Below are 20,294 nucleotides of genomic sequence, written 5' to 3'. Positions count from 1 at the left end.
TTTTAATAAGTATCGTCATCGGTATAGTACGGCGAACGTGCCGAATCGGATTCAATCCAACGCAAAACGTTTCTGCCGAATTCCAATGCCGAAAAATACCCCATGCTTTTAAGCCTTTCGTTTTTTGCAGCGGTTTCCAAAATAATGGGAACATTCCGTCCCGGCTTAACCGGAATTTCCACCATAGGAATTTTAACATCGAGAATATCCATTGTAAGACCTGAGGTTCCAAGCCTATCGTAAATTTTCTCCGCATTCCATTCTTCCAATTTTGCAACAAGCTGTATTTGTTTTACATCTCTAACGGCTCCTATACCGTAAAGCTGCCGTATATTTATAATACCCAATCCGCGTATTTCCATATGATGCCCGATAACCTTGTTGGCTCCTCTGCCCACCAGAGTGTTTCCGTTTATACAGGAAATTTCTACAACATCATCCGCTACAAGGCGATGTCCGCGCTCTACAAGTTCAAGAGCCGTTTCGCTTTTTCCTACACCTGAGCTTCCCGTAATTAAAATACCTAATCCGAAAACTTCAACTAAAACGCCGTGAAGCAAAATTTTAGGAGCGAACGTATTCGATAAAACTCTCAAAAGGCGCAAAGCCAATTCGCTTGACGAAAGTTCCGATTTTAAAATAGGGCATTCATATCTATCAGTTATTTCTAAAAATTCCTGAGGCGGATTTAAACCGTGTGAAAAAATACAACACGGAATCTTTTTTGAAAACATCTGTTCTATGGTAGAAAGGTCCTTCTTTTCAATTAAAGTTTTAAGATAAGCATTTTCTCCGCGTCCGAAAAGCTGAACTCTTTCATTCGCAAAAGAATCGAAAAAACCTGAAAGGGCAAGACCCGGCCTATTTATATCGGGCAGAACAATCTTGTTTGAAAGTCCGGTCCGGCCTGATACGCAGGTAAGCTCAAGAGAATCATGTTTTTGCAAGTCCAAATCCAAAAGATTAAGCACCGAAAAAGTGGTATCAGCCATTAAAGCAACTATACACTTTTATCGCTATTTTGTAAATATGTTAAGAAGCGGCATTATTCCAATAAAAAATGTACTCTGATATTATTTCATATAATTATCATAAAATAAATGTTGTTATTATTAAAACCGAACTTATTATCTATATTTCTCTTATTTATCCGATTTTTTACAAGTATACTGCAAACATAAAGTAATAAAGCACTTATTCCGTATATATTTGTAATAACAATAAATATAGTTTAGACATGATTTTAAATTTACATAAGGTTTTCATCTATAACTACGAAATATTGCCAAATTCCGCAAAAAGTATAGTTTTCGTCACGAGACTAAAAGAAAATGAAGCATATACGGTCAACTAATGCCGAAGCTTCGGTTCACGACTCGTTCCGCCAGACAAGACGATTGCTTTAACAGAAGTCGGATGAAGGAGAAACATCAGTGTAAACTGAAAAAAATAGAATCAGTGAGTAAAAAAACAACAATGCAATTTATACTGCTGACGAACATCTTTGATTTGAATGTATATTGTATTTGAAACCGAGACAAATGTATACTATTTCACAGAGTTCATTTCGGAAATTAAGATATGTTTGTTAAAAAAAATTATTTGAGCGGCTCACCGCTTCATTTTCACTGGGAAAAAACAAACCTTTTCATGCTCTTCACAACATGAACTTGCCTTATGAATTTATCTTGGAACCGATAATTTCCATTTAAATATCAATATAATCGATATAGCTTATAATATTCCTGTTTAATTATTTAAAATATTCCTTTTTATATATTTACTATTAATTTGATTTAGGATAAAATTATCCGTAAATAAATGCATATAATTGATTTGTTTAATTAATAATTATATTAAGATATTTATATGAACAACCATTAGTAAAACATGTTATTCTTTCTTAATAAAAAACAAAATTATTACATAAACTTTAATACCGCTTGTCTTTCCATCTAAACCTTCTGTTTTCAAAATACTCCCTAAATTATCTATCACTACATGATTTCAAATACATAACAAGAAATATAACTGCTTTTCATCTACGGTAAAATAAATCCACTACCAGAAAAAAATCTAAATTCCGACATATTTTTCATAGGAGGCTGCATATTTAAACATTATTTTACTTCTTTAAAGAATTATAAAAAATCTTTTGGAGTGTTGAATCTAATTCTTTTTCTAAAACCAAGCTGTCTTTCATCATATTTTTAATTTCACATCCCCAAACAACTATTACTTTAATGCCTGTCCTTTCAAGTTGACTGTAGTTTTGCTTATCTCTTTCGACATTTCCTTCAAGTTTATTTTTCCAAAAATTGTGATTATTCTTGGGGATAGATGAATATTTACAATTTTCATGCATGTGCCAAAAGCACCCGTTTACAAATATAGCAACCTTGTATTTAGGAATATAAATATCGGGACTTCCAGGTAATTTCTTATAATTAACCCTATATCTAAAACCCCTGTGCCATAAAAGTTTCCTAAAAAAAATTTCAAGCTTTGTATTCTTACTTTTAACTCTCGCCATATTTTCACTTCTTGTCATGGGCTTATTTTTCTTCATCATCTGAATCTCACTTGCAAATTTAAGTTAATAAAATCTTTCCCGTTCTCGCTGTATATTTCCCCAAAATCATGCCTTGAAGTGGATGCCGTTTCATATTTTGTGTTCTTCAATAAGTATTCTTCAAAGTAATTTCTGTTGTATATATGATATGCAAGAACATAGCCTTCTTTCGTTACGACAATATATCCTCCGGTTGCTTCATCCACACCGTCCCAAACCGTAGCGGGTTTCATTCCCAATGCTACGGCAGTCAGGAACTTCTTGAACTTATACCTATAAGCATTGACATTTCCATAGTTCATAGGATTTTCCCGTTCAAGTTTTTCAACCATTTCATCGCAGTTGCTTATCCCGTCTCTATAGAAATACAAAAGAGTTTCGGCGATGATTTTGTCCATATTGCTGTCAATCAATACCAAATTATCCCTAAAAGTCTGATTATTCATTTTCCAATATTTCAATTGCCCGTTTTCGTCAATGATTTTATTGATTCGTCCTCTGACATCCGTGTGATTTTTACCCGCCGATACGATATATATTTCGTTTGCTTCTCGAACCAAGTCGGGATAACCGTGGATGATTTTATAAATAAAGTTTGTGGTTTTCCCTGCATTTAACAGAGTAGGGGAAGAACCCAATTCCGATTTTATGGAAAACCCTACTGTAGGGCTGTAACCGGTATTTATATCGATTATTTTTATTGTAATATCGCTTTTGTCCGTTGCGGGTGCCGACAGCTTATAACACAAAATTTTATCCATAAAATTCTGCGTTTTTTCTACAGAAAATGCCCCTTTTGAAATTTTAGAGTTGATTTCATTTAACAGAAGTTCGGACTGCATTTCAAACTCAGTCGCAGGTAATTCTTTTACTTTTGAACCGTTAATGTATATGGCTACGATCTCTCCTGTAGAGTATTCCTTGATTTCACCTTTGTTCTCTTCTCTTATTATCTTAATGATAGGGAAGTACACATCTTTCAGTTTATTCAATTCACTGTCGGCCGCATATATCTTCCCGTCTGCCAGGAGCCTTAATAAAACATATATTTCCGACCATTCTCCTTTATTTCCCGTAATCATCACTACCTCCATACAATAGCAATCTGTTTATATGATTATTCTCTTTTTTTTAGTTTCCGCATTTACTTTTTCAAGATACAGCTTGATCTGTTCGGCAATTGCGCGTATGACGGGAACCGTTACCGAATTTCCGAATTGTTTATACAAGTGCGTATCTGCAACCGGCAACTTGAATTCATCAGGGAACCCCTGAAGTCTTGCCCATTCTCTCGGAGTCATCTTACGAATATATTCTCTATTTACCTCGCCTTTAATATGAGTAACCGGAGTAAAATCCGTCAAGCGTTCATCAATGATAAGATTTCTCTCTCTTCCCATTCCGCCGCACACAATAGCTCCAGCCACGGAAGTTGCTTCTCTGACTTCATATCCGAAACCGTTTCCCTTTGAAATATGTCTCACTTTGTGCCTTTTTAAGGATGTTAAGTAAGCCGTAGATAAATAGTACTTTGAAGACACTTCATTTTCTTCAACTATATCTTTTATAACTTTTGTGTCATCTGTTTTTTGCGGGAATACAAAATCCGAAGGTGCTATGTCATTCCTGAATGCTACAATATATATCCTCTCTCTGTTTTGCGGAACTCCGAAATCTTTGCTGTTCAAAACCTGATAAAACACCGCATAACTCAATTCCTCCAAAATATTTCTTATAATCTGAAACGTACGCCCTCTATCGTGATTAACAAGATTTTTGACATTCTCACAAAACACAACCTTCGGTCTATGATATTTTATAATTCTTGCAACATCAAAAAATAATGTACCTCTCGCATCTTCAAAACCTTTTTTATGCCCTGCGAGAGAAAAAGCCTGGCATGGGAATCCTGCCAATAATATATCATGACTAGGTATATCTTTTTCATCAATTTCAGTAATGTCTCCAACAACATCTATATTATCACCAAAATTTGCTTTATAAGTTTCCATCGCTTTTTCATCCCATTCACTTATGAAAACAGTTTTAATATCATTCTTAAAAGCCTGATCGAATCCTAATCTTATTCCTCCGATGCCGGCAAATAAATCAATAGATTTATACATTTTCTCATCCTCATTTGTATTCAATAATGTCCTCAATATTATAACTAAATTATTCATATACTTTATTAAAATTATTAAGTATAACAGTTTCAATATCTTCAGTACCTTAAAACCGGTCTTATCTATAATATCCATCAATCAATCCATCAATCAATCAATCAATAATTTTCATAATTTATCATATTAAAATCTCATAGTATCATTTTTTAAAATAGATTTTATATGTTTTATTATACCACTTTTTTGTTTAAAATAAAAGACTGTTGTCCGTACTCATAACGTGTAGGACATATCAGAAAGTTTAACCAGAGTCAAATGTATCCGTAAATTGCTTTGGAGTCAAGAACTTTAATGCTCCATGTAGACGAATATGTTTCATACCTTACAAACCATCGGTCTACCATTTTTGGAGTTCAGGGGCAGACATCGGTTCATAATGCCGTCAAGATATTCGCTGTGCAATATTCCGATGAAGTGCTATAGAAGCGACTTATCTTTCGGTTTATACGGACGATACCAATACTGAACAATTCTTTCAGAAGAAAGCTGTTGTCTTGCCTTGTACATGTTTTCGCTGCCGTTGTCATTGACAATGATTATACCTTTGCCGAATCTTTGAGTAGTTTCATTTAGAGTTTTCTTTACACTGACAGATGTACAAAAGATTGATATATTATACATCATCGCCGTTCTTGTGTATTGGTAAATTCCGCATAGTGCAGTTTACAACCTGGTAGGTCTTATATGCTTCATATCGAATTCGATTATTTTTTTTCAGCTCTTAAATTATACGGTTTTCGTTGTCGCCGTGCTGCTTTTTTACCTGCTTTTGAGCGCTTCCTGCGATTTTTTATATCGGCTCAATAAAACATACGATATTTTCGTATTATTATTCCGATTGTCGCTATACTTGGAGCTTTGTCGAAAAGATGCACTCTTGTCATTATTGCACAGATTCTCTTTGTAAACCCTGAGACGGCTTTTTCTTTCTTATTTCTTGTATTTTTAAAATAATTTTATTCCGTATCTACTCTGTCTTTTTCTTATGGGAATAGAACTTTTATTTTCAAAAATGTAAATGCCTCCTTTTTTATATCGGGCGCATCATCTGTTGAGGTATGGCCTATGGAGTCCAAAACACCGTCAAATAAGGGCAGCACGCGGCTTTTTATTTTTACTGAAAAGTTTTAATTTATAGTGACATCAATCGATGATTTTCAATTGTTGTTTTACCTCATCAAACATCTTGTAATTGTCTTCAGCCAGTTGTTTTTATTAGGAAGCAAGTATTATTATATATATAGGACATCCTATGTGCATTTCTTTGCCTTCATACGAATGTTTTATTTAGTTAAAATATTATAACATGAAAGTAATTTTTTTTATCTCGTGATGTCATACTTGTTTATGAGTTTTGACAGACTGTTTTATCTTTAAACTCTCCTAAATTTACTTGTTTTGAATTTGGTTGTATTCCATCTCATAAATATCTTAATAATACACCTATTAAATTTATTCTTTAGCTATAGGATAAAGACACAAGAGATAATAGTATACTTAAAACGATCCAATATATCAATTAAGTTTATAATAAACAATAAAACTATATTGAAAATAAATCAAAAGTATAAAACAATCAATACTATCAGTTATTAATATATATGGAAATAAAAAATGATTTATTTTCAATGATACAAATACTATCTTCTAAACACATATTCAAGGTTGCATAAAGAACACTTGAATTATTGCATACTGTTTTTGCCAACATTTTGAAACGATAACAAATAATCAATATTTAAGGATTCAAAAAGTATTACACTTGTTCGCTATATGGGAAGAATTATAACAAATAGAGGATTTTATATGTAACCAAAAACAGATCACCGCATGTAGATAGCTCCATTCTATAAATAATTCATTTTATATACATAATACAGATATTGAAGATATTACTTCTTATACAGAATATCAGATCGAACTGCTAAAGGAATTCATAGAATTGAAAAACTGCATACCCGTTTAGGTAATTTTGCAAACACTTACTTATATTACTCCAAAATAACTTAAAATTATTTCTTCCTTATTTACATCTGAATGCTATGACACCGGTATTCATATTAGATGATAGATTCGGTATAGGAATTTTATTGTTAAAAACAAGCAACAAAAAAATAGCATGTATTCGCAAGTTAATTCAAATTATTACTATAAGAAGCTATTATAGTAACACTTGACTCTATGCAAGTATAAAAATAATAGAAATAATGTATGAGAAAAATCAATTATATTATTACAACCAAAGCGAACCGATGACAATATATGGGTTTATATCTGTATCTTTTGAACATAAAAGAGAGAAACATAATACAAAAGTGGTATCAGCCATTAAAGTAACTATACACTTTTATCGGTATTTTGTAAATATGTTAAGAAGCGGTCTTACTCCCACTCGATGGTTGCCGGAGGTTTTGAAGTTATGTCGTAAACTATTCTGTTTATTCCGCTTACCTCGTTTATAATTTTAGAAGAAACCTTATCGAGAATTTCATAAGGAATGCGAACCCAATCTGCGGTCATAAAATCCGAGGTTTTTACGGCGCGCAATGCCAAGGTATAATCGTAAGTTCTGAAGTCTCCCATTACACCTACGCTTTTGTTTCCGGTTAAAACGGCAAAGTATTGGCTTAACTCTTTTTTTATGCCGCTATTTTCAAGTTCGCTGCGCCAAATTGCGTCGGCTTCCCGCAAAATGTTCAGTTTTTCTTCCGTAACCTCTCCTATAATTCTTATTGCAAGACCGGGCCCCGGAAAGGGTTGGCGGTATACAAGATAATCAGGAAGCCCGAGTTCTTTTCCTAAAAGTCTTATTTCATCTTTAAACAGGGTACGTAATGGTTCAATTAAAGCCTTAAAACCTATGTTTTCAGGGAGTCCTCCCACGTTGTGGTGGCTTTTTATTACGGCCGAACCGTTTATTCCGCTTTCCACAATATCCGCATAGATTGTTCCCTGCGCTAAAAAATCGATTGTTCCAAGTTTTTTCGCTTCTTCTTCAAAAACGCGGATAAATTCTTCTCCGATTATTTTGCGTTTTTTTTCAGGTTCCGTTACGCTCCTTAATTTATCTAAAAAACGCTTCTTTGCATTCACCCTTATAAAATTCATTTCGGAATTTGCAAAAACGGTTTCAACCTCATCGCCTTCATTTTTCCGCATAAGTCCGTGGTCTACAAAAATACAAGTTAAATTTTTTCCTACGGCTTTATTTAAAAGAGCCGCCAAAACGGAAGAGTCTACACCTCCCGAAAGAGCAAGAAGAATTTTTCCGTCCTTTGCCGTATCTTGTACTTCTTTAACGGCATCATTTAAAAAGCTTTTCATATTCCAACTGCGTTTGGCACCGCAAATGGATAAAAAGTTTTCAATGATTTTTTTCCCCTCTTCCGTATGTTCAACTTCGGCATGAAACTGGATACCGTATAATTTTTTTACGTCATTTGCCATTGCGGCATTTTTTGTATTTAATGTTTCCGCAATAGGAATAAATCCGGACGGAAGATTTGCTGCACTGTCGATATGACTCATCCATACGGCAGAATTTTGTTTTATGTTTTTAAAAAGCGGATGGCTGAGGTTAAATATTGTTTCCGTTTTTCCGAATTCGTTTTTTAAAGCTTTTTCCACACTTCCGCCCAAACAATCGGCCATAACCTGCATACCGTAACAAATTCCCAAAATCGGAATTCCCATATCAAATATTTTTTTATCCGGTTTAGGAGCATCTTTTTCATAAACGCTGTTAGGCCCTCCCGTAAAAATAATACCTACAGGTTTATTTTCCGCTGCTGCACTAATAGCGTTTTTATAATTTACAATTTCAGAATAAACATTAAGTTCTCTTACCCGTCTGGCAATAAGCTGATTATACTGTCCGCCGAAATCTACAATTAAAATTCTTTCATCAGTGTTCATCATTTAAAATCCTTTTACCGATATGGTTTTATACCAAATCGGCATATTTTTCAAGAGCCGGATATCCGGCAGGTCTTAAACGCCGTATTTTTTCCGCACCGCTATTTTTCATACGGCAATTCGGACTTATTGAATTTTTCCTTATATTAAATTAAAATACTTTTCGGAGAATATTTTATATGAGTGAACTGATTTACGGATTTGAAATTATAAGTAAAAATCCCTTACCGGAATTTAATGCCGTAGGCGTTTATGCACGCCACAAAAAAACAGGCTTGGAACTTTATCATATTTTAAATGACGATGAAGAGAATTTATTTTCATATAATTTTATGACTTCCTCGCCCAATTCCACCGGAGTCGCACATATAATAGAGCATACGGTTTTATGCGGCTCGAAAAATTATCCGCTAAAAGACCCTTTTATGGTTTTAGTAAAGCAAAGCGTAAACACTTTTTTAAATGCAATGACTTATCCGGATAAAACCGTGTATCCTGCAAGCTCCGTCGTTGAAGCCGATTATTTTAATTTAATGTCCGTGTACGGCGATGCCGTATTCTTTCCGAATCTTGCAGAATGGGCCTTTAAACAGGAAGGGCACCGCTTTGAAATAGGAGAAGACGGAAGAGTAAGCGTACAGGGCGTTGTTTTAAATGAAATGAGGGCAAACTATTCGGACTTTGACGGAGTTATGTATGATGCTGCAACCGCATCAATTTGCAAGGGAAGTATATACGAAAAAGACTCAGGGGGGAGTCCCTTGGAAATTCCTGACCTTACTTATGAAGAATACAAGGCTTTCCACAAAAAATATTACCACCCCGTAAACTGCCGCATATTTTTAATGGGAAATATTCCTACGGAAAAACAAATGAAATTCTTAGAAGAAAAATTTCTTTCAAAATTTGAAGCTGCCGAAAAACCCGACTTTGTTCCGCCCATTAAACCTTATAAAAAACCTCTTACCTTTTCGGTTCCCGCTCCGGCAAGTGAAAGCGATGACGGTACAAAAGAATCCGCAGTGCTTAATTGGCTTTTACCTGAAACCTTCGATACCGAAAAACTGATGCAAGCTTTTTTAATCGGCGAAATTCTGATAGGACATAACGGGGCTTACTTAAATAAAATATTACTTGAGTCCGGAATATGTGAAGACTTATATGCCTATAACGGAGTAAGTAAAAGTATACGAAATATTACTTTTACATTCGGAATAAAAGATGCAAAGCGCGGAAAACATGATGAATTTAAAAATACGGTGTTTAACGCTTTACGTAAATTGGTAAAAGACGGAATAAGTAAAAAAGAAATAGAAACTGCAATTCATTCCATAGATTTCAGTAACCGAGAAATAAAAAGAAATTACGGGCCTTTCGGAATTACGCTTATGGAGCGCGCTATGAACGGCTGGACATACGGACATAATCCCGAAAGCACTATTCAATATACTAAGACGTTTAAAAAAATTAAAAAAGATATTGAAACTGAAAATCGTTATGTAGAAAATTTAATTCAAAAATATTTAATAGACAATAATCACTATGCTCTTACAATAGTATACCCGGACAAGGAGTTTTGCAAACGCTTGGATAAAAGCTTGGAAAAACGAGCCGAAATGTTTGAAAAAACTCTTTCCGAAAAAGAGCGCCGAGCTATGCTTGAAGAACAGGAAAAGGCGGATAAGTTTAAACAAACTCCCGATAGCCTAGAACATCTTGCACTTATTCCGAGTATTTCAAAAAAAGATTTACCGCCCCTGCCCAAACCGGCTCCTGAGGAGCTTATCTTTATAAAAGAAGTTCCCGTTGTTCTTCACGAACAGCCTACAAATGAAATCGGCTATTTTCAAATAGCATTTCCCATAGATAATCTGTCCGATGACGAGTATAAGTATATACCGCTTTTAACATCTTGTATGCTGAATATGAGTACCGATAAATTAACATGGAGTGAAGCATCTTCAAAAGCAGCCAATTTACTCGGAGGTTTCGGAGCAAGTGCCGCCGTATTTTCTATGAGTCCGTGCAAAGATGTTCCTATTTTAAAAAATACAAACAAATTAAGTATAGAACAAATTGCGGGAAGAGATTGGATAACGGTTTCGGGAAAAATGCTCGGCGAGTTAATTCCGGAAACAATGGACTTTGTATTCGAGCCTTTTAAAGACGGTTTCATTTTCGGATAAAAAACGGTTAACCGATTTGGTAACGCAGCGCAAAAACGATTTTGAAAGTTTACCGGCCTTAGACGGTAATACATTTGCACTTCTCCGTGCGGCGGCTCCCCTTTCGGAAAAAAATGCAAAGCGGGAACTCCTTTCAGGAATTTCACAGCTTAAATTTTTAAGAAACGTTTATTCCGAAATTAAAAATGAAAAGGCTCTTAATGGTTTAATTGAAAAATTGTCTTCAATATATAAAACCGTTTTTAACTCAGGTATTATAGTCGAAGTTACGGGAACCGGAAAAAATATTGCCGATTTAAAAAGAGCTTTGGAAAAAAACATAACATCTTCAACTTCATCTTTTAAAGCTCCCGTTAAAAGAACGAATTTAAATTTTGAAAATGAATTTAAATTTAAAAAAGAAGAAAAAAACAGACTCGAGCTTATTCCGGCTCAGCTTCAAGTAGGCTTTGCAGTTTCCGTGTTTAAATCTTCCGCTTTCGGAACAATGGAGCAGGCTGCAGAAGCTGTTTTATGCAAATGGCTTTCAAACGGACCCTTATGGGAAAAAAATCCGGAGCATAGGCGGCGCTTACGGTGCATTTACGGTTCCTATGGCGGCAGAATCCTTTCTTGCCCTTGTTTCATACCGCGACCCGAATCCGGTAAATTCACTTAACGAATTTTTAAATGCAATCGGACAAACCCTGAAAGAAGATTTTTCGGAAAAAACTATTGAAAGTTTAATTACCGGAAGATACGGACGGGAACTCACACCTCTTACTCCTTCAGGAAAGGGAGCAAACGCATTTAAAGATATTTTATCAGGAATATCGTATAACGTGAAAAAACGGACGGTTGAAAATATGCTTAAAACAACGGCCGATGATTTACGCACTTGTGCCGAAACTCTTTTGCAAAACAAAAATACGCTTTCCTCGACAATACTAGCTTCGGAATCCGCAATTGCTTCCTGTAAAGCGGTAAAAGAAATCTTGCCGAATCAAATTATATCGGAAAGGATTTAAACACCCTTAAATTAATAATTGCAAATACCGCCTTTTTATGGTATAATTATTCAGATTAAGGGCTCAAACTTAATACCGCTTAATTTAAATAGGGAGTAATATGAAAACATTTGAAGAATTGACAATCGTTGACGATTTTATATTTTATCATGTTATGCAAGAACCGTCGGTATGCAAAGACTTAATCAATATAGTACTCTGTAACAAAATTTCTACCGTAACGGAAATCGGCTATCAAAAGGTCATTGCCGATGCGGGAAATGCCAAAGGTATACGGCTTGACGTATGGGCAAAGGACGAAAAAGGAAATATCTATGATATAGAAATGCAGGCTATTGACAAAAAGGATTTAGCACGGCGTATGCGATACTATCAGTCTGCTATAGACCTCGGCAGCCTTGAAAAAGGAAAACTGTATAATGATTTAACAGATTCATTTATAATCTTTTTTTGTCCCTTTGATTATCTTAACAGGGGTTTACCTATATACACCTTTAAAACCGTCTGTACGGAATCACCCGATATTCTATTGGAAGACGGAATAAATAAAATTATCGTAAACAGCAAGGCCTCGGAAAAAGCCGGAACTGCAGAGCTTAAAGCCTTTTTGGAGTATATGAACGGGAAAACAAGCAAAACGGTTTTTACCAAAAAACTCGATAATTTAATAAAAGAAATAAAGCAAAATGAAGCAAGGAGGAAAGAATATATGAGAATGATAAGCATACTGGATGAAGCCAAATACTATGCAATTAAAGAAGGTCATGAACAAGGTATGGCTCAGGGGATGGCACAAGGTATAGCTCAGGGTATAGCTCAGGGTATAGCTCAGGGTATAGCTCAGGGAATAACGCAGGGAAAAATGGAAGGTTTACGACAAACGGCAAAACTAATGAAAAATAACAATTATGATATTTCTGAAATAGTTAAACTGACCGGTCTTTCCCAAGCGGAAATAGAAGCATTATAAATATAAATCTCAGTTGCCGTGTTTAAAATATCCGCTATAAACATGCATTATTAAAAATACGAAACCAATATGAAAAAACAACAACTTATACCCTGCGTTATAGGTATAGACCCCGGTCTTGCAAATACGGGCTACGGAATTATAGAATTTTCTCAAAATAAATTTAAATGTATTGAATACGGTTCAATAACAACCGCGTCCGATATGCCGCAAGGAGAGAGGCTTTTAATTATTTTTAACAAAATTTCGGAATTGGTAAAAAAATATAAACCGGCCGAGGCTGGGATAGAAACCGTTTACTTTGCAAAAAATGTTACAAGTGCAATAACCGTTTCCGAAGCGAAAGGCGTTGTTTTACTTGCTCTTGCGCAAAACGGAATAAGTGTGTCGGAATACGCTCCCAATGCAATAAAAAAAGCCGTAACGGGGATTGCCCAAGCTGAAAAAGCGCAAGTACAAAATGCCGTAAAAATAATTTTAGGTTTAGCTGCCGTTCCTAAACCGGACCATGCAGCAGATGCTCTTGCGGCCGCAATTACAAAAATAAATTTAGGAGATGTAAGGAGAACTGATTTTTATGTTTAACAGTATAAGAGGAATTCTTACCGGCAAAACTTTAGAATCGGTGTATGTAGAAACCTCGGGAGTTGAGTGGGAAATTTTCGTTTCCGCTTTAGCCTTGGACAACTTCGGAATTATAGGGAAAGAAGTAAAGGTTTATACATGGTTATATCATCGTGAAGAACAAATGAGATTATTCGGCTTTCCGACCGTTGCGGAACGCTCCCTATTTTTGGATTTAACAAAGGTTGACGGAGTAGGCCCGCGTCAAGCCATTAAAATTATGTCGGGATTAAACGCTTCAATACTTGAACAGGCTTTGGAAGAAGGAGATTTGGAAAAACTGCAAAAAGTGCCGGGCATAGGCAAAAAAACGGCTCAAAAAATGATTCTTGCATTAAAAGGAAAGCTTACATCTTCCGACACAGGTACCGGAAAAATTCAAACAGGTAAAAAACCGGAATTTGAAGATATAATAAACGCTTTAACCGAAATGGGCTTTGAACGCCGGGCAGCTGTAATACAAGTTGAAACAATTGCGGAAGAATTAAAAACCGCAGGGGGAACAATCAAAGAAAACGAACAGGAAATTTTCCGAAGAGCAATAGTAGCTTTAAGCTAAAAACCTGTCCCCGGAAAACCACATAAGGGACAGGTTTTAAACCTTGTTATTCTATTTTGGAATAAACGGTTTTTAAAATTTCCGTTTTAAGCTTATCTCCCTCTTCGAGCATTTTATTGCATTCTGCACGGGTTTTTTCGCAAAGAGGTTTATCATCGATTCCGCCTAAATTTATCTTAACATTTAAAATAGCGCCTTCCAAACCTGAACGGGCATTTAAAGCCGCCACACCTATATCGGAAGCTGCATTTTTATTTCCGTAAACGGCAACAATAGGTAACAGTCTTAACACATTAAGACAGGTATTTGCAGTTTCCAACGGAATTTGCATGGCAACTGCGGTTGCATCGGACATAGCCTTACTGCGCTTTGCTTTTTCCTCTTCGGTATTTTTCGGAAGTTTTAAAGCTTCCATAAAAGCATTAAACGCCTGCGTATCTTCATCGATTAACTCATCAAGCCTTTTTTGAGCCGCTTCAAGTTCAGGCAGTTTTGTTTCAAATTCTTTTTGAGTTTTTTCATCAAGCTCTTTAAAAGCCTTTTTGCCTGTTGTAAGCCTGATTACCATTTGTCCCAAAGCCGCCGAAAGCGAACCTGCCAAAGCGGAAACGGAGCCGCCCCCCGGAGCGGGCGAATCGCTCGCAGTTTCCGCAACGAAATTTTTTACGGTCATCTCTACAAGTTTCATAAATTCTCCTTATGAATTATTTGATATAATATTATAGGCTCTTTCAAACAGTTCTTCAATATGTGTATCCTATAAAATTATGTTAAACTGTAAATTAAGTCTGACCGCCTCTTGAATTATTACTCCAATTTCGGTAAATTAAATTATCGAGGAAATTATGTCTGACGAAATTAAAATAAATTTACAAGCCGTACACAAACGCATAGAATCCGCATGTGCAGCCTGCGGACGGAACCCTAAAGAAGTACGCCTCCTTATGGCTACAAAAACGGTAGAACCTGAGCGTATTTTAAAAGCTATGAGCTACGGAGAACTTTTAATCGGGGAAAATAAGGTACAGGAGCTTACCGAAAAATTCAAAGCCCTTTCTTCAATTAAACATGAAACACACTTTATAGGACATCTTCAAACAAATAAAATAAAAGACGTAATAAAATATGCCGATTGTATTGAATCGGTAGACAGACTTGAACTTGCCGAAAAGTTAAGTAAAAGGCTGCAAGCTGAAAATAAAAGCATTGATATCCTTATTCAAGTAAACACTTCCGAAGAAGAAAGTAAATTCGGCTGCGAACCTGAAAAAGCCATTACCCTTACTGAAAAAATAGCAGCCCTCCCCTGCCTTAATATAAAAGGTCTTATGACAATAGGACTTTTTTCCGATGATATAGATAAGGTGCGCTGCTGCTTTAAACTTTTACAAAAAATACGAAAAGAGATTATTGCAAAAGATATTCCGAATGTTTCCATGGAAGTAATGTCTATGGGTATGACGGGAGATTTGGAGGCCGCTATCGAAGAAGGCTCTACCCTAATCCGCGTAGGCACGGCAATCTTCGGCAAGCGGAATTATCCCGATTCTTATTATTGGAACGAAAATAGCGGCACATCAAATTAAACCGGAGGCAGTTTGAACGGTAAACGGAAATTTAAACTATATGCTTTTTTCCTCTTTTTAAATATTTTTAAAATTTCCGTAATTTATGCTCAAAACGGAGAAGATAAAACGGTTACGGTAAATTCCGAAATTACAAATATAGAAGTTACGGTTTCGGGAATAGACGTTATAATTGAGCCTACGGAAAAAAGCGGCATAAGTTATAAACAAGAGCTTTCGGAAGGTTCAAATCTTTCAGCGGTAAAACGCGGAAACAGTTTAAGATTTACGGGCTTTCGTCCCTCAAGCGGAACAATCTTTATTTACGTACCGAAAGATTATTTACTTGAAAGCTGCCGTATTCAAACCTCAAATTCAACAGTCAAAGTAAGCGGAATAAAGGCTGTTTATTTTGTAGTTTCGGGAACATTAAGCAGAGCGGAAATTACGGGCTCTATGCTTAAAAATGTGCTTATAGCATATTCGTCAGGGAGTATAATATTCAACTCGCAAATAGTTGCGGTTGCGGACTTTTGCTTAAGCTCTTCAAAGGGAAGTATTTCAATTGCGGAAAAGATAGAAAATTGCAATGTTTTTATAACTCAAAATAAAAACGAAAGTTTTACATTTAACGGTGAAGTTTACGGAAAAAATTCCTTAATGCTTTCTCCTCAAAAACCTAAAAAATTCATAACCGTAAGCGCAAATTTTTCAAATTTGGCGGTGGAGTTTGTAGAACCTTCTTCCGCTCTTGTAGAAAAATTCGATAAATACGGAATAAGCGAATTCGGGCCTAAAAGACCGCCTCTAAAAGTAAATGAGCTTTCAAACTTTTTGCCGAAAAACTGAAATCTTATTTTATAATTTCCGTTTGTAAGGTATATATCCAAGTTTAAAAAGAGATATTTACGTATAGTACTCCGCTTTTTTTTAAATACCGCTCTTTCCGTTTTACCTCGGCCTTACACCGAGATGTTATGCAGCTCGTTCTTCCGTCTTTCTGAAAAGGCATACAAGTTTTACAGTTATAGGAATTGTACAAATTAAACCTATACTGCCCGAAACGGCACGCAAAATTTCGGCGGAAAGAAATTCCAAGTTTATAATTTCGGTAAACCCGTTAGAAAAAATTATAAACAGGAGCAGCACGGGAATTGAAGTGCTTACATAAGCTAAAATCAAAGTATTCGACATTGAGCCTATAATATCCCGCCCTATATTCATTCCCGATTTTGTAAGCTGCCTGTCGGAAATATCGGAGCTTACAGAAATTATTTCCCACATTGAAGAAGAAATGGACATTGCAACGTCCATAACCGCACCCATAGCTCCTATCATCATTCCGGCAAACAAAAGTCCCTGATAATCGATTTTTTTATGCTGAGGAATAAAGGCAAGCATTTGAGCGTCTTCATTTCCCAGTCCTGAAAGCTGCAAAATTTTTCCTGCGGTAAAAGCAAAAATACCTGCAATAATTACCCCTCCTATGGTACCTAAAATTGCCGTATATGTTTTTTTATTGTTTCCGCCGATTATAAAAAGTGTCGTTACCGTCGAAACCGCACAAACGAAAAGGGCCAGCAAAATAGGATTAACGCCTTTTATAATAAGGGGTAAAAAAAATCCGAATATAAGAGCAATGGTAATTCCTAAACCTGCAAGAGCTTTTACTCCGTTTCTTCTTCCTACAAAAATCACGGCAGCAATAAAAACGAAAATAATTATATAAGCCTTTATATCCCTTGCTCTTTCATAAATTTTAAGAGTATTTACCTTGCCGTTTTCATCTTCATCAAGCTGTAAAATCATTTTTTCATTCAGTTTAAAAATAAGTTTATACGGAATTGCAAGCTCAACCGTATTGCGGACGGTATAAATTTCCCCCTTGTGTTTACCCGTTAAAATTTTAATCTTTAAATGCTGATATCTAAAATCCGATTCTACAGGAATATCGGGACGAAGCTCTTTTGTATCGTCATAAACTATTTCTATTACGCGCGCCTTTACAACCTGACTTTTCGGGCGGTTCATTTGCGTGCTGTAGTATTCCGCCAACCCCTTGTCTTTGGGGTCAATTTCCTCAAGGTTTTTTTGCGCATATAAATTAAAGAATAATACCGTACTTATAAAAAATAAAAACAGATTTTTTTTCATAACAATGTTTTTTTCGCTTTTGTTAATTCGATAAAAAAGAAGTGCGGAAATCTTATCTTTAAAAATTTCCGCACCGTAAGTTTTATAATTTTTCTCCGTTATTTACTTATATCTTTGATATAATCTACCGGTTTAGGTGTAATTGTTTTTGCTTTTTTAATCGCATCGATTAAAGCATCGCGTATGGACACGCTTTCAGCTGCGTTCATTGCTTTACTGAAATCGTAAGCATCTCCGCCCGTAAACATAAAACTGTTTACAACAACTTTGTAGGTTTTATTCATATCAAGCGGTGTACCGTCCATAAGCGTAATTTTGGTAATGCGGCTTTCAAACGGTTTTCTGCCGTCATATTCAACTCTAAGACCTGCAAATTGTCCGTCCGTGATGTTCGGATTGTTAATACCATGGTCTATCGCTTTTTTAATTTCCGCACCCGAAAGGTCGAAAACAACCAAATAGTTGTCAAAGGGCATAATCTCGTATAAATCGCCTACGGTTATATTTCCCGCGGCGAGCGTTCTACGTAAACCGCCTCCGTTTTGAATTGCTATATCGGCTTTTCCTAATTGTCGTTGCACCTCGGCTGCCCACGCTCCTAAGAGAGTATTACTTCCCTTATCACTTCGCTCATGGGTAAACTCTCCTTCGGCGGTTCCGATAACTTCACCCATAATGGGTTTAAGCTCCGCCTCATATTTTTCATGTACGGCTTTTCCCTTTTCATCTTCGATAATATCGCTTTTGGTTTTCCAAATTTCATCAACGACGGGCTCGCATTTTACCAGCTCTTTATTTTCACCGAATGTCAAAGAGAGCTTTCCTACGGCTCTTCCGTAACAATAGGCTTGAAGAACGGGCATTCCGTTTACCGTACCGGATACCGTGCGGTGGCTGTGTGCGGAAAGCACTGCATGTAATCCCTTAATTTCAGCCAATTTTACCGCATTACCGCTGATAGCGTCATCTTTTTGGTCCGAATCGATGTGTGTTAATGCAATAATTGCATCGGGTTTTCCCTCGCGGGCTTTTCCCGCCAAAAGATAGTCAACCCATTCTTGTCCCGCCATAACCGGGTCGGTAAATTCCAAACCGCTGACATGTTCCGCACTAGTTAAGGTAACGGTATCGGGGTGAGCCAAACCGATAAAAGCGATTTTATATCCGCCTTTTGCGATTATCATATACGGCTTTGCCCAAGTTACCGGTTTTTTTGTCGTTTTATCTACGATATTGGCGGCTAAGAATGTAAAGTTTCCGTCTTTTTGCCACTTTGTCATGTGTTTAACGCCCCAGTCAAACTCGTGATTTCCGACGGCCGATACGGTAACATTCATTGCCCTCATCATTGCCGAAACGGGAGCTCCGTAAGTTAAATTGGATATAGCGGTTCCCTGATAATTATCGCCTCCGGCAACGACAATCGTATTGGGATTTTCTCTTCCTGCGGTCTTTACATAGCCTATCATCTTTGCCATACCCGCATTTTTACCCTTTCCGGGGCGTGTATCTTCCGCAACGTTACCGTGAAAGTCGTTAAACAAGAGAATATCCACTTGGTTGGAAGGCGCCTTTGCTTCAATGGAAGCATATTGTTCATTTGAAGAATTTGAATCCGTTTCGCATGAAGAAAACAGCATTGAAAATACCGCTATCATCATTACAAAACCCGTTAACGTGAAAAGTTTTTTGTTGATTTTTAGCATACTCACACTCCTTATTTTTAAAGTATACATTAAAATAACAAAAAACGCAAGGATTTTGCTTAAATAAAAATCGTTTTTTATTTTAACTTCCATATTATCTTCCATTTTAATATTTAAACATAGGCGGAAAATAAAAAACGTTTCTTTAACTATCTATACCTTGTTTTTTTTTATTTTTTCTATACTATAGTCGGAAACAGGTGAATCTATGGTACAAATAACGGAACTTGAAAAACAAGTCTTAAAACAGGAATATCCTCAACTAAGCCTTTCCGATGATTTGGATATTGAACGATATTTCGAGCTTAGAAAAACGGGCTTTATGAACGAAGCTCTTTCATTATATAATGAAAAATTAAAGCGGAAATACCCCGATGAAAAAATGAGGGTGGAATTAATGTCCTGCTATAGGCAAAAATCGCCGCGCTTTCAAGAACTGCTTACACAGAATTTAATTACACTTGCACAAAAAACTATTGTTCAAATTAAACATATTATATCTTTTATCACGGAAAAAATTTCAAATTTAAATCCCAATGACGTTTACAATGTTATTCAGCAATGCGAACACGTCGTTTCGGCAATTTCAAACGACAGATTTGCCGCAATTTCATTTACACAAAAGTTTTCACGTTATGCGGCGATTTTAAATTTTAAAGAAAATGCTATGAAAAAATCGGCGGAACTTATAAGACTTTATGTAACGGATACGCTTTCTTCAGTAAATGAATATAAGGCGGAACAGGAAGAGCTGGCATTACGCAAAAGACAAGCTGCCGTATACCGCCCCAAGCCCGCCTTCGATTTTTCAAAAATTATTTTACAAAAGAACAAACCGAAGCTATAATAA

The 20,294-nt window shown here is 36.0% G+C and carries 17 protein-coding genes; 9 read left to right on the top strand and 8 right to left on the bottom strand.

The window, feature by feature from the left end:
• Positions 1–2 precede the first annotated feature (2 nt).
• The 5 genes from hprK to guaA form a co-directional block, all read right to left on the bottom strand.
• Positions 3–992 (bottom strand): HPr(Ser) kinase/phosphatase, encoded by a 990-nt coding sequence (gene hprK, locus DYQ05_RS01915; RefSeq protein ID WP_024466616.1) that lies wholly within the window; start codon positions 990–992, stop codon positions 3–5.
• 1,133 nt (positions 993–2,125) lie between these two features.
• Positions 2,126–2,572, bottom strand: coding sequence for a very short patch repair endonuclease (locus tag DYQ05_RS01910; RefSeq protein WP_020964204.1), 447 nt, complete (start codon positions 2,570–2,572; stop codon positions 2,126–2,128).
• Positions 2,569–3,654, bottom strand: coding sequence for an HpaII family restriction endonuclease (locus tag DYQ05_RS01905; protein ID WP_024465418.1), 1,086 nt, complete (start codon positions 3,652–3,654; stop codon positions 2,569–2,571). Before DYQ05_RS01905 ends, DYQ05_RS01910 begins: the two co-directional genes overlap by 4 nt.
• 27 nt (positions 3,655–3,681) lie before the next feature.
• Positions 3,682–4,833 carry a DNA cytosine methyltransferase gene (locus tag DYQ05_RS01900; protein WP_020964202.1) on the bottom strand — a complete coding sequence of 384 codons (1,152 nt, stop codon included), beginning with the start codon at positions 4,831–4,833 and terminating at the stop codon, positions 3,682–3,684.
• Between the two features lie 2,307 nt (positions 4,834–7,140).
• Complete coding sequence (guaA, locus tag DYQ05_RS01895) at positions 7,141–8,673, bottom strand: glutamine-hydrolyzing GMP synthase (RefSeq protein ID WP_024468734.1); 1,533 nt, start codon at positions 8,671–8,673, stop codon at positions 7,141–7,143.
• A gap of 179 nt (positions 8,674–8,852) precedes the next feature.
• On the opposite strand from guaA, the gene DYQ05_RS01890 reads away from it, so the two are divergent.
• From DYQ05_RS01890 to ruvA, 6 genes are all read left to right on the top strand, one after another.
• Positions 8,853–10,859 (top strand): insulinase family protein, encoded by a 2,007-nt coding sequence (locus tag DYQ05_RS01890; protein WP_252723479.1) that lies wholly within the window; start codon positions 8,853–8,855, stop codon positions 10,857–10,859.
• Positions 10,819–11,517, top strand: coding sequence for a hypothetical protein (locus DYQ05_RS13540; RefSeq protein ID WP_252723478.1), 699 nt, complete (start codon positions 10,819–10,821; stop codon positions 11,515–11,517). Before DYQ05_RS01890 ends, DYQ05_RS13540 begins: the two co-directional genes overlap by 41 nt.
• Positions 11,453–11,866, top strand: coding sequence for a hypothetical protein (locus tag DYQ05_RS13535; protein WP_252723477.1), 414 nt, complete (start codon positions 11,453–11,455; stop codon positions 11,864–11,866). The genes DYQ05_RS13540 and DYQ05_RS13535 overlap by 65 nt, the downstream gene beginning before the upstream one ends.
• Positions 11,867–11,966: 100 nt before the next feature.
• Positions 11,967–12,836: an Rpn family recombination-promoting nuclease/putative transposase gene (locus DYQ05_RS01885; protein ID WP_024470107.1), complete on the top strand. Its 870-nt coding sequence runs from the start codon at positions 11,967–11,969 to the stop codon at positions 12,834–12,836.
• A 69-nt stretch (positions 12,837–12,905) separates the two neighbouring features.
• The gene (gene ruvC, locus DYQ05_RS01880) at positions 12,906–13,421 is read left to right on the top strand and encodes a crossover junction endodeoxyribonuclease RuvC (protein ID WP_024470106.1); all 516 of its coding nucleotides are present in this window, start codon (positions 12,906–12,908) and stop codon (positions 13,419–13,421) included.
• On the top strand, positions 13,414–14,019 hold the full coding sequence (gene ruvA, locus DYQ05_RS01875; RefSeq protein ID WP_024470105.1) for a Holliday junction branch migration protein RuvA: 606 nt from the start codon (positions 13,414–13,416) through the stop codon (positions 14,017–14,019). Before ruvC ends, ruvA begins: the two co-directional genes overlap by 8 nt.
• Positions 14,020–14,065: 46 nt before the next feature.
• Here ruvA and DYQ05_RS01870 read toward each other — a convergent pair whose 3' ends face one another.
• Positions 14,066–14,707, bottom strand: a complete 642-nt coding sequence (locus DYQ05_RS01870) for a cyclodeaminase/cyclohydrolase family protein (RefSeq protein WP_024466622.1) — start codon at positions 14,705–14,707, stop codon at positions 14,066–14,068.
• Positions 14,708–14,864: 157 nt separating this feature from the next.
• Here DYQ05_RS01870 and DYQ05_RS01865 point away from each other — a divergent pair, with 157 nt between their 5' ends.
• Together DYQ05_RS01865 and DYQ05_RS01860 are read left to right on the top strand one after the other, a co-directional pair.
• Positions 14,865–15,605: a YggS family pyridoxal phosphate-dependent enzyme gene (locus DYQ05_RS01865; protein ID WP_020964194.1), complete on the top strand. Its 741-nt coding sequence runs from the start codon at positions 14,865–14,867 to the stop codon at positions 15,603–15,605.
• Positions 15,606–15,617: 12 nt separating this feature from the next.
• A complete protein-coding gene (locus DYQ05_RS01860; RefSeq protein WP_194077004.1) occupies positions 15,618–16,433 on the top strand; it encodes a DUF4097 family beta strand repeat-containing protein in 816 nt (271 codons plus the stop codon).
• A gap of 126 nt (positions 16,434–16,559) precedes the next feature.
• Here DYQ05_RS01860 and DYQ05_RS01855 read toward each other — a convergent pair whose 3' ends face one another.
• Both DYQ05_RS01855 and DYQ05_RS01850 read right to left on the bottom strand, forming a co-directional pair.
• Positions 16,560–17,738: a YibE/F family protein gene (locus DYQ05_RS01855; RefSeq protein WP_194077003.1), complete on the bottom strand. Its 1,179-nt coding sequence runs from the start codon at positions 17,736–17,738 to the stop codon at positions 16,560–16,562.
• A gap of 98 nt (positions 17,739–17,836) precedes the next feature.
• On the bottom strand, positions 17,837–19,444 hold the full coding sequence (locus DYQ05_RS01850; protein WP_029408797.1) for a 5'-nucleotidase C-terminal domain-containing protein: 1,608 nt from the start codon (positions 19,442–19,444) through the stop codon (positions 17,837–17,839).
• Between the two features lie 208 nt (positions 19,445–19,652).
• Between DYQ05_RS01850 and DYQ05_RS13530 the strand changes: the two genes are divergently transcribed.
• Positions 19,653–20,291: a hypothetical protein gene (locus DYQ05_RS13530; protein ID WP_252723476.1), complete on the top strand. Its 639-nt coding sequence runs from the start codon at positions 19,653–19,655 to the stop codon at positions 20,289–20,291.
• Positions 20,292–20,294 lie beyond the last annotated feature (3 nt).

The organism is Treponema pedis (assembly GCF_017161325.1).
Classification (GTDB): domain Bacteria; phylum Spirochaetota; class Spirochaetia; order Treponematales; family Treponemataceae; genus Treponema_B; species Treponema_B pedis.
Note: the sequence above shows the minus strand (reverse complement) of the source record. Positions and strands in the feature narration are given on the sequence as shown.

What these genes read in the sequence shown, in the direction of transcription:
- hprK (WP_024466616.1), bottom strand. Translation starts at nt 992, where the DNA reads ATGGCTGATACCACTTTTTCGGTGCTTAATCTTTTGGATTTGGACTTG.
- DYQ05_RS01910 (WP_020964204.1), bottom strand. Translation starts at nt 2,572, where the DNA reads ATGATGAAGAAAAATAAGCCCATGACAAGAAGTGAAAATATGGCGAGA.
- DYQ05_RS01905 (WP_024465418.1), bottom strand. Translation starts at nt 3,654, where the DNA reads ATGATTACGGGAAATAAAGGAGAATGGTCGGAAATATATGTTTTATTA.
- DYQ05_RS01900 (WP_020964202.1), bottom strand. Translation starts at nt 4,833, where the DNA reads ATGGATATTATAGATAAGACCGGTTTTAAGGTACTGAAGATATTGAAA.
- guaA (WP_024468734.1), bottom strand. Translation starts at nt 8,673, where the DNA reads ATGAACACTGATGAAAGAATTTTAATTGTAGATTTCGGCGGACAGTAT.
- DYQ05_RS01890 (WP_252723479.1), top strand. Translation starts at nt 8,853, where the DNA reads ATGAGTGAACTGATTTACGGATTTGAAATTATAAGTAAAAATCCCTTA.
- DYQ05_RS13535 (WP_252723477.1), top strand. Translation starts at nt 11,453, where the DNA reads ATGGCGGCAGAATCCTTTCTTGCCCTTGTTTCATACCGCGACCCGAAT.
- DYQ05_RS01885 (WP_024470107.1), top strand. Translation starts at nt 11,967, where the DNA reads ATGAAAACATTTGAAGAATTGACAATCGTTGACGATTTTATATTTTAT.
- ruvC (WP_024470106.1), top strand. Translation starts at nt 12,906, where the DNA reads ATGAAAAAACAACAACTTATACCCTGCGTTATAGGTATAGACCCCGGT.
- ruvA (WP_024470105.1), top strand. Translation starts at nt 13,414, where the DNA reads ATGTTTAACAGTATAAGAGGAATTCTTACCGGCAAAACTTTAGAATCG.
- DYQ05_RS01870 (WP_024466622.1), bottom strand. Translation starts at nt 14,707, where the DNA reads ATGAAACTTGTAGAGATGACCGTAAAAAATTTCGTTGCGGAAACTGCG.
- DYQ05_RS01865 (WP_020964194.1), top strand. Translation starts at nt 14,865, where the DNA reads ATGTCTGACGAAATTAAAATAAATTTACAAGCCGTACACAAACGCATA.
- DYQ05_RS01855 (WP_194077003.1), bottom strand. Translation starts at nt 17,738, where the DNA reads ATGAAAAAAAATCTGTTTTTATTTTTTATAAGTACGGTATTATTCTTT.
- DYQ05_RS01850 (WP_029408797.1), bottom strand. Translation starts at nt 19,444, where the DNA reads ATGCTAAAAATCAACAAAAAACTTTTCACGTTAACGGGTTTTGTAATG.
- DYQ05_RS13530 (WP_252723476.1), top strand. Translation starts at nt 19,653, where the DNA reads ATGGTACAAATAACGGAACTTGAAAAACAAGTCTTAAAACAGGAATAT.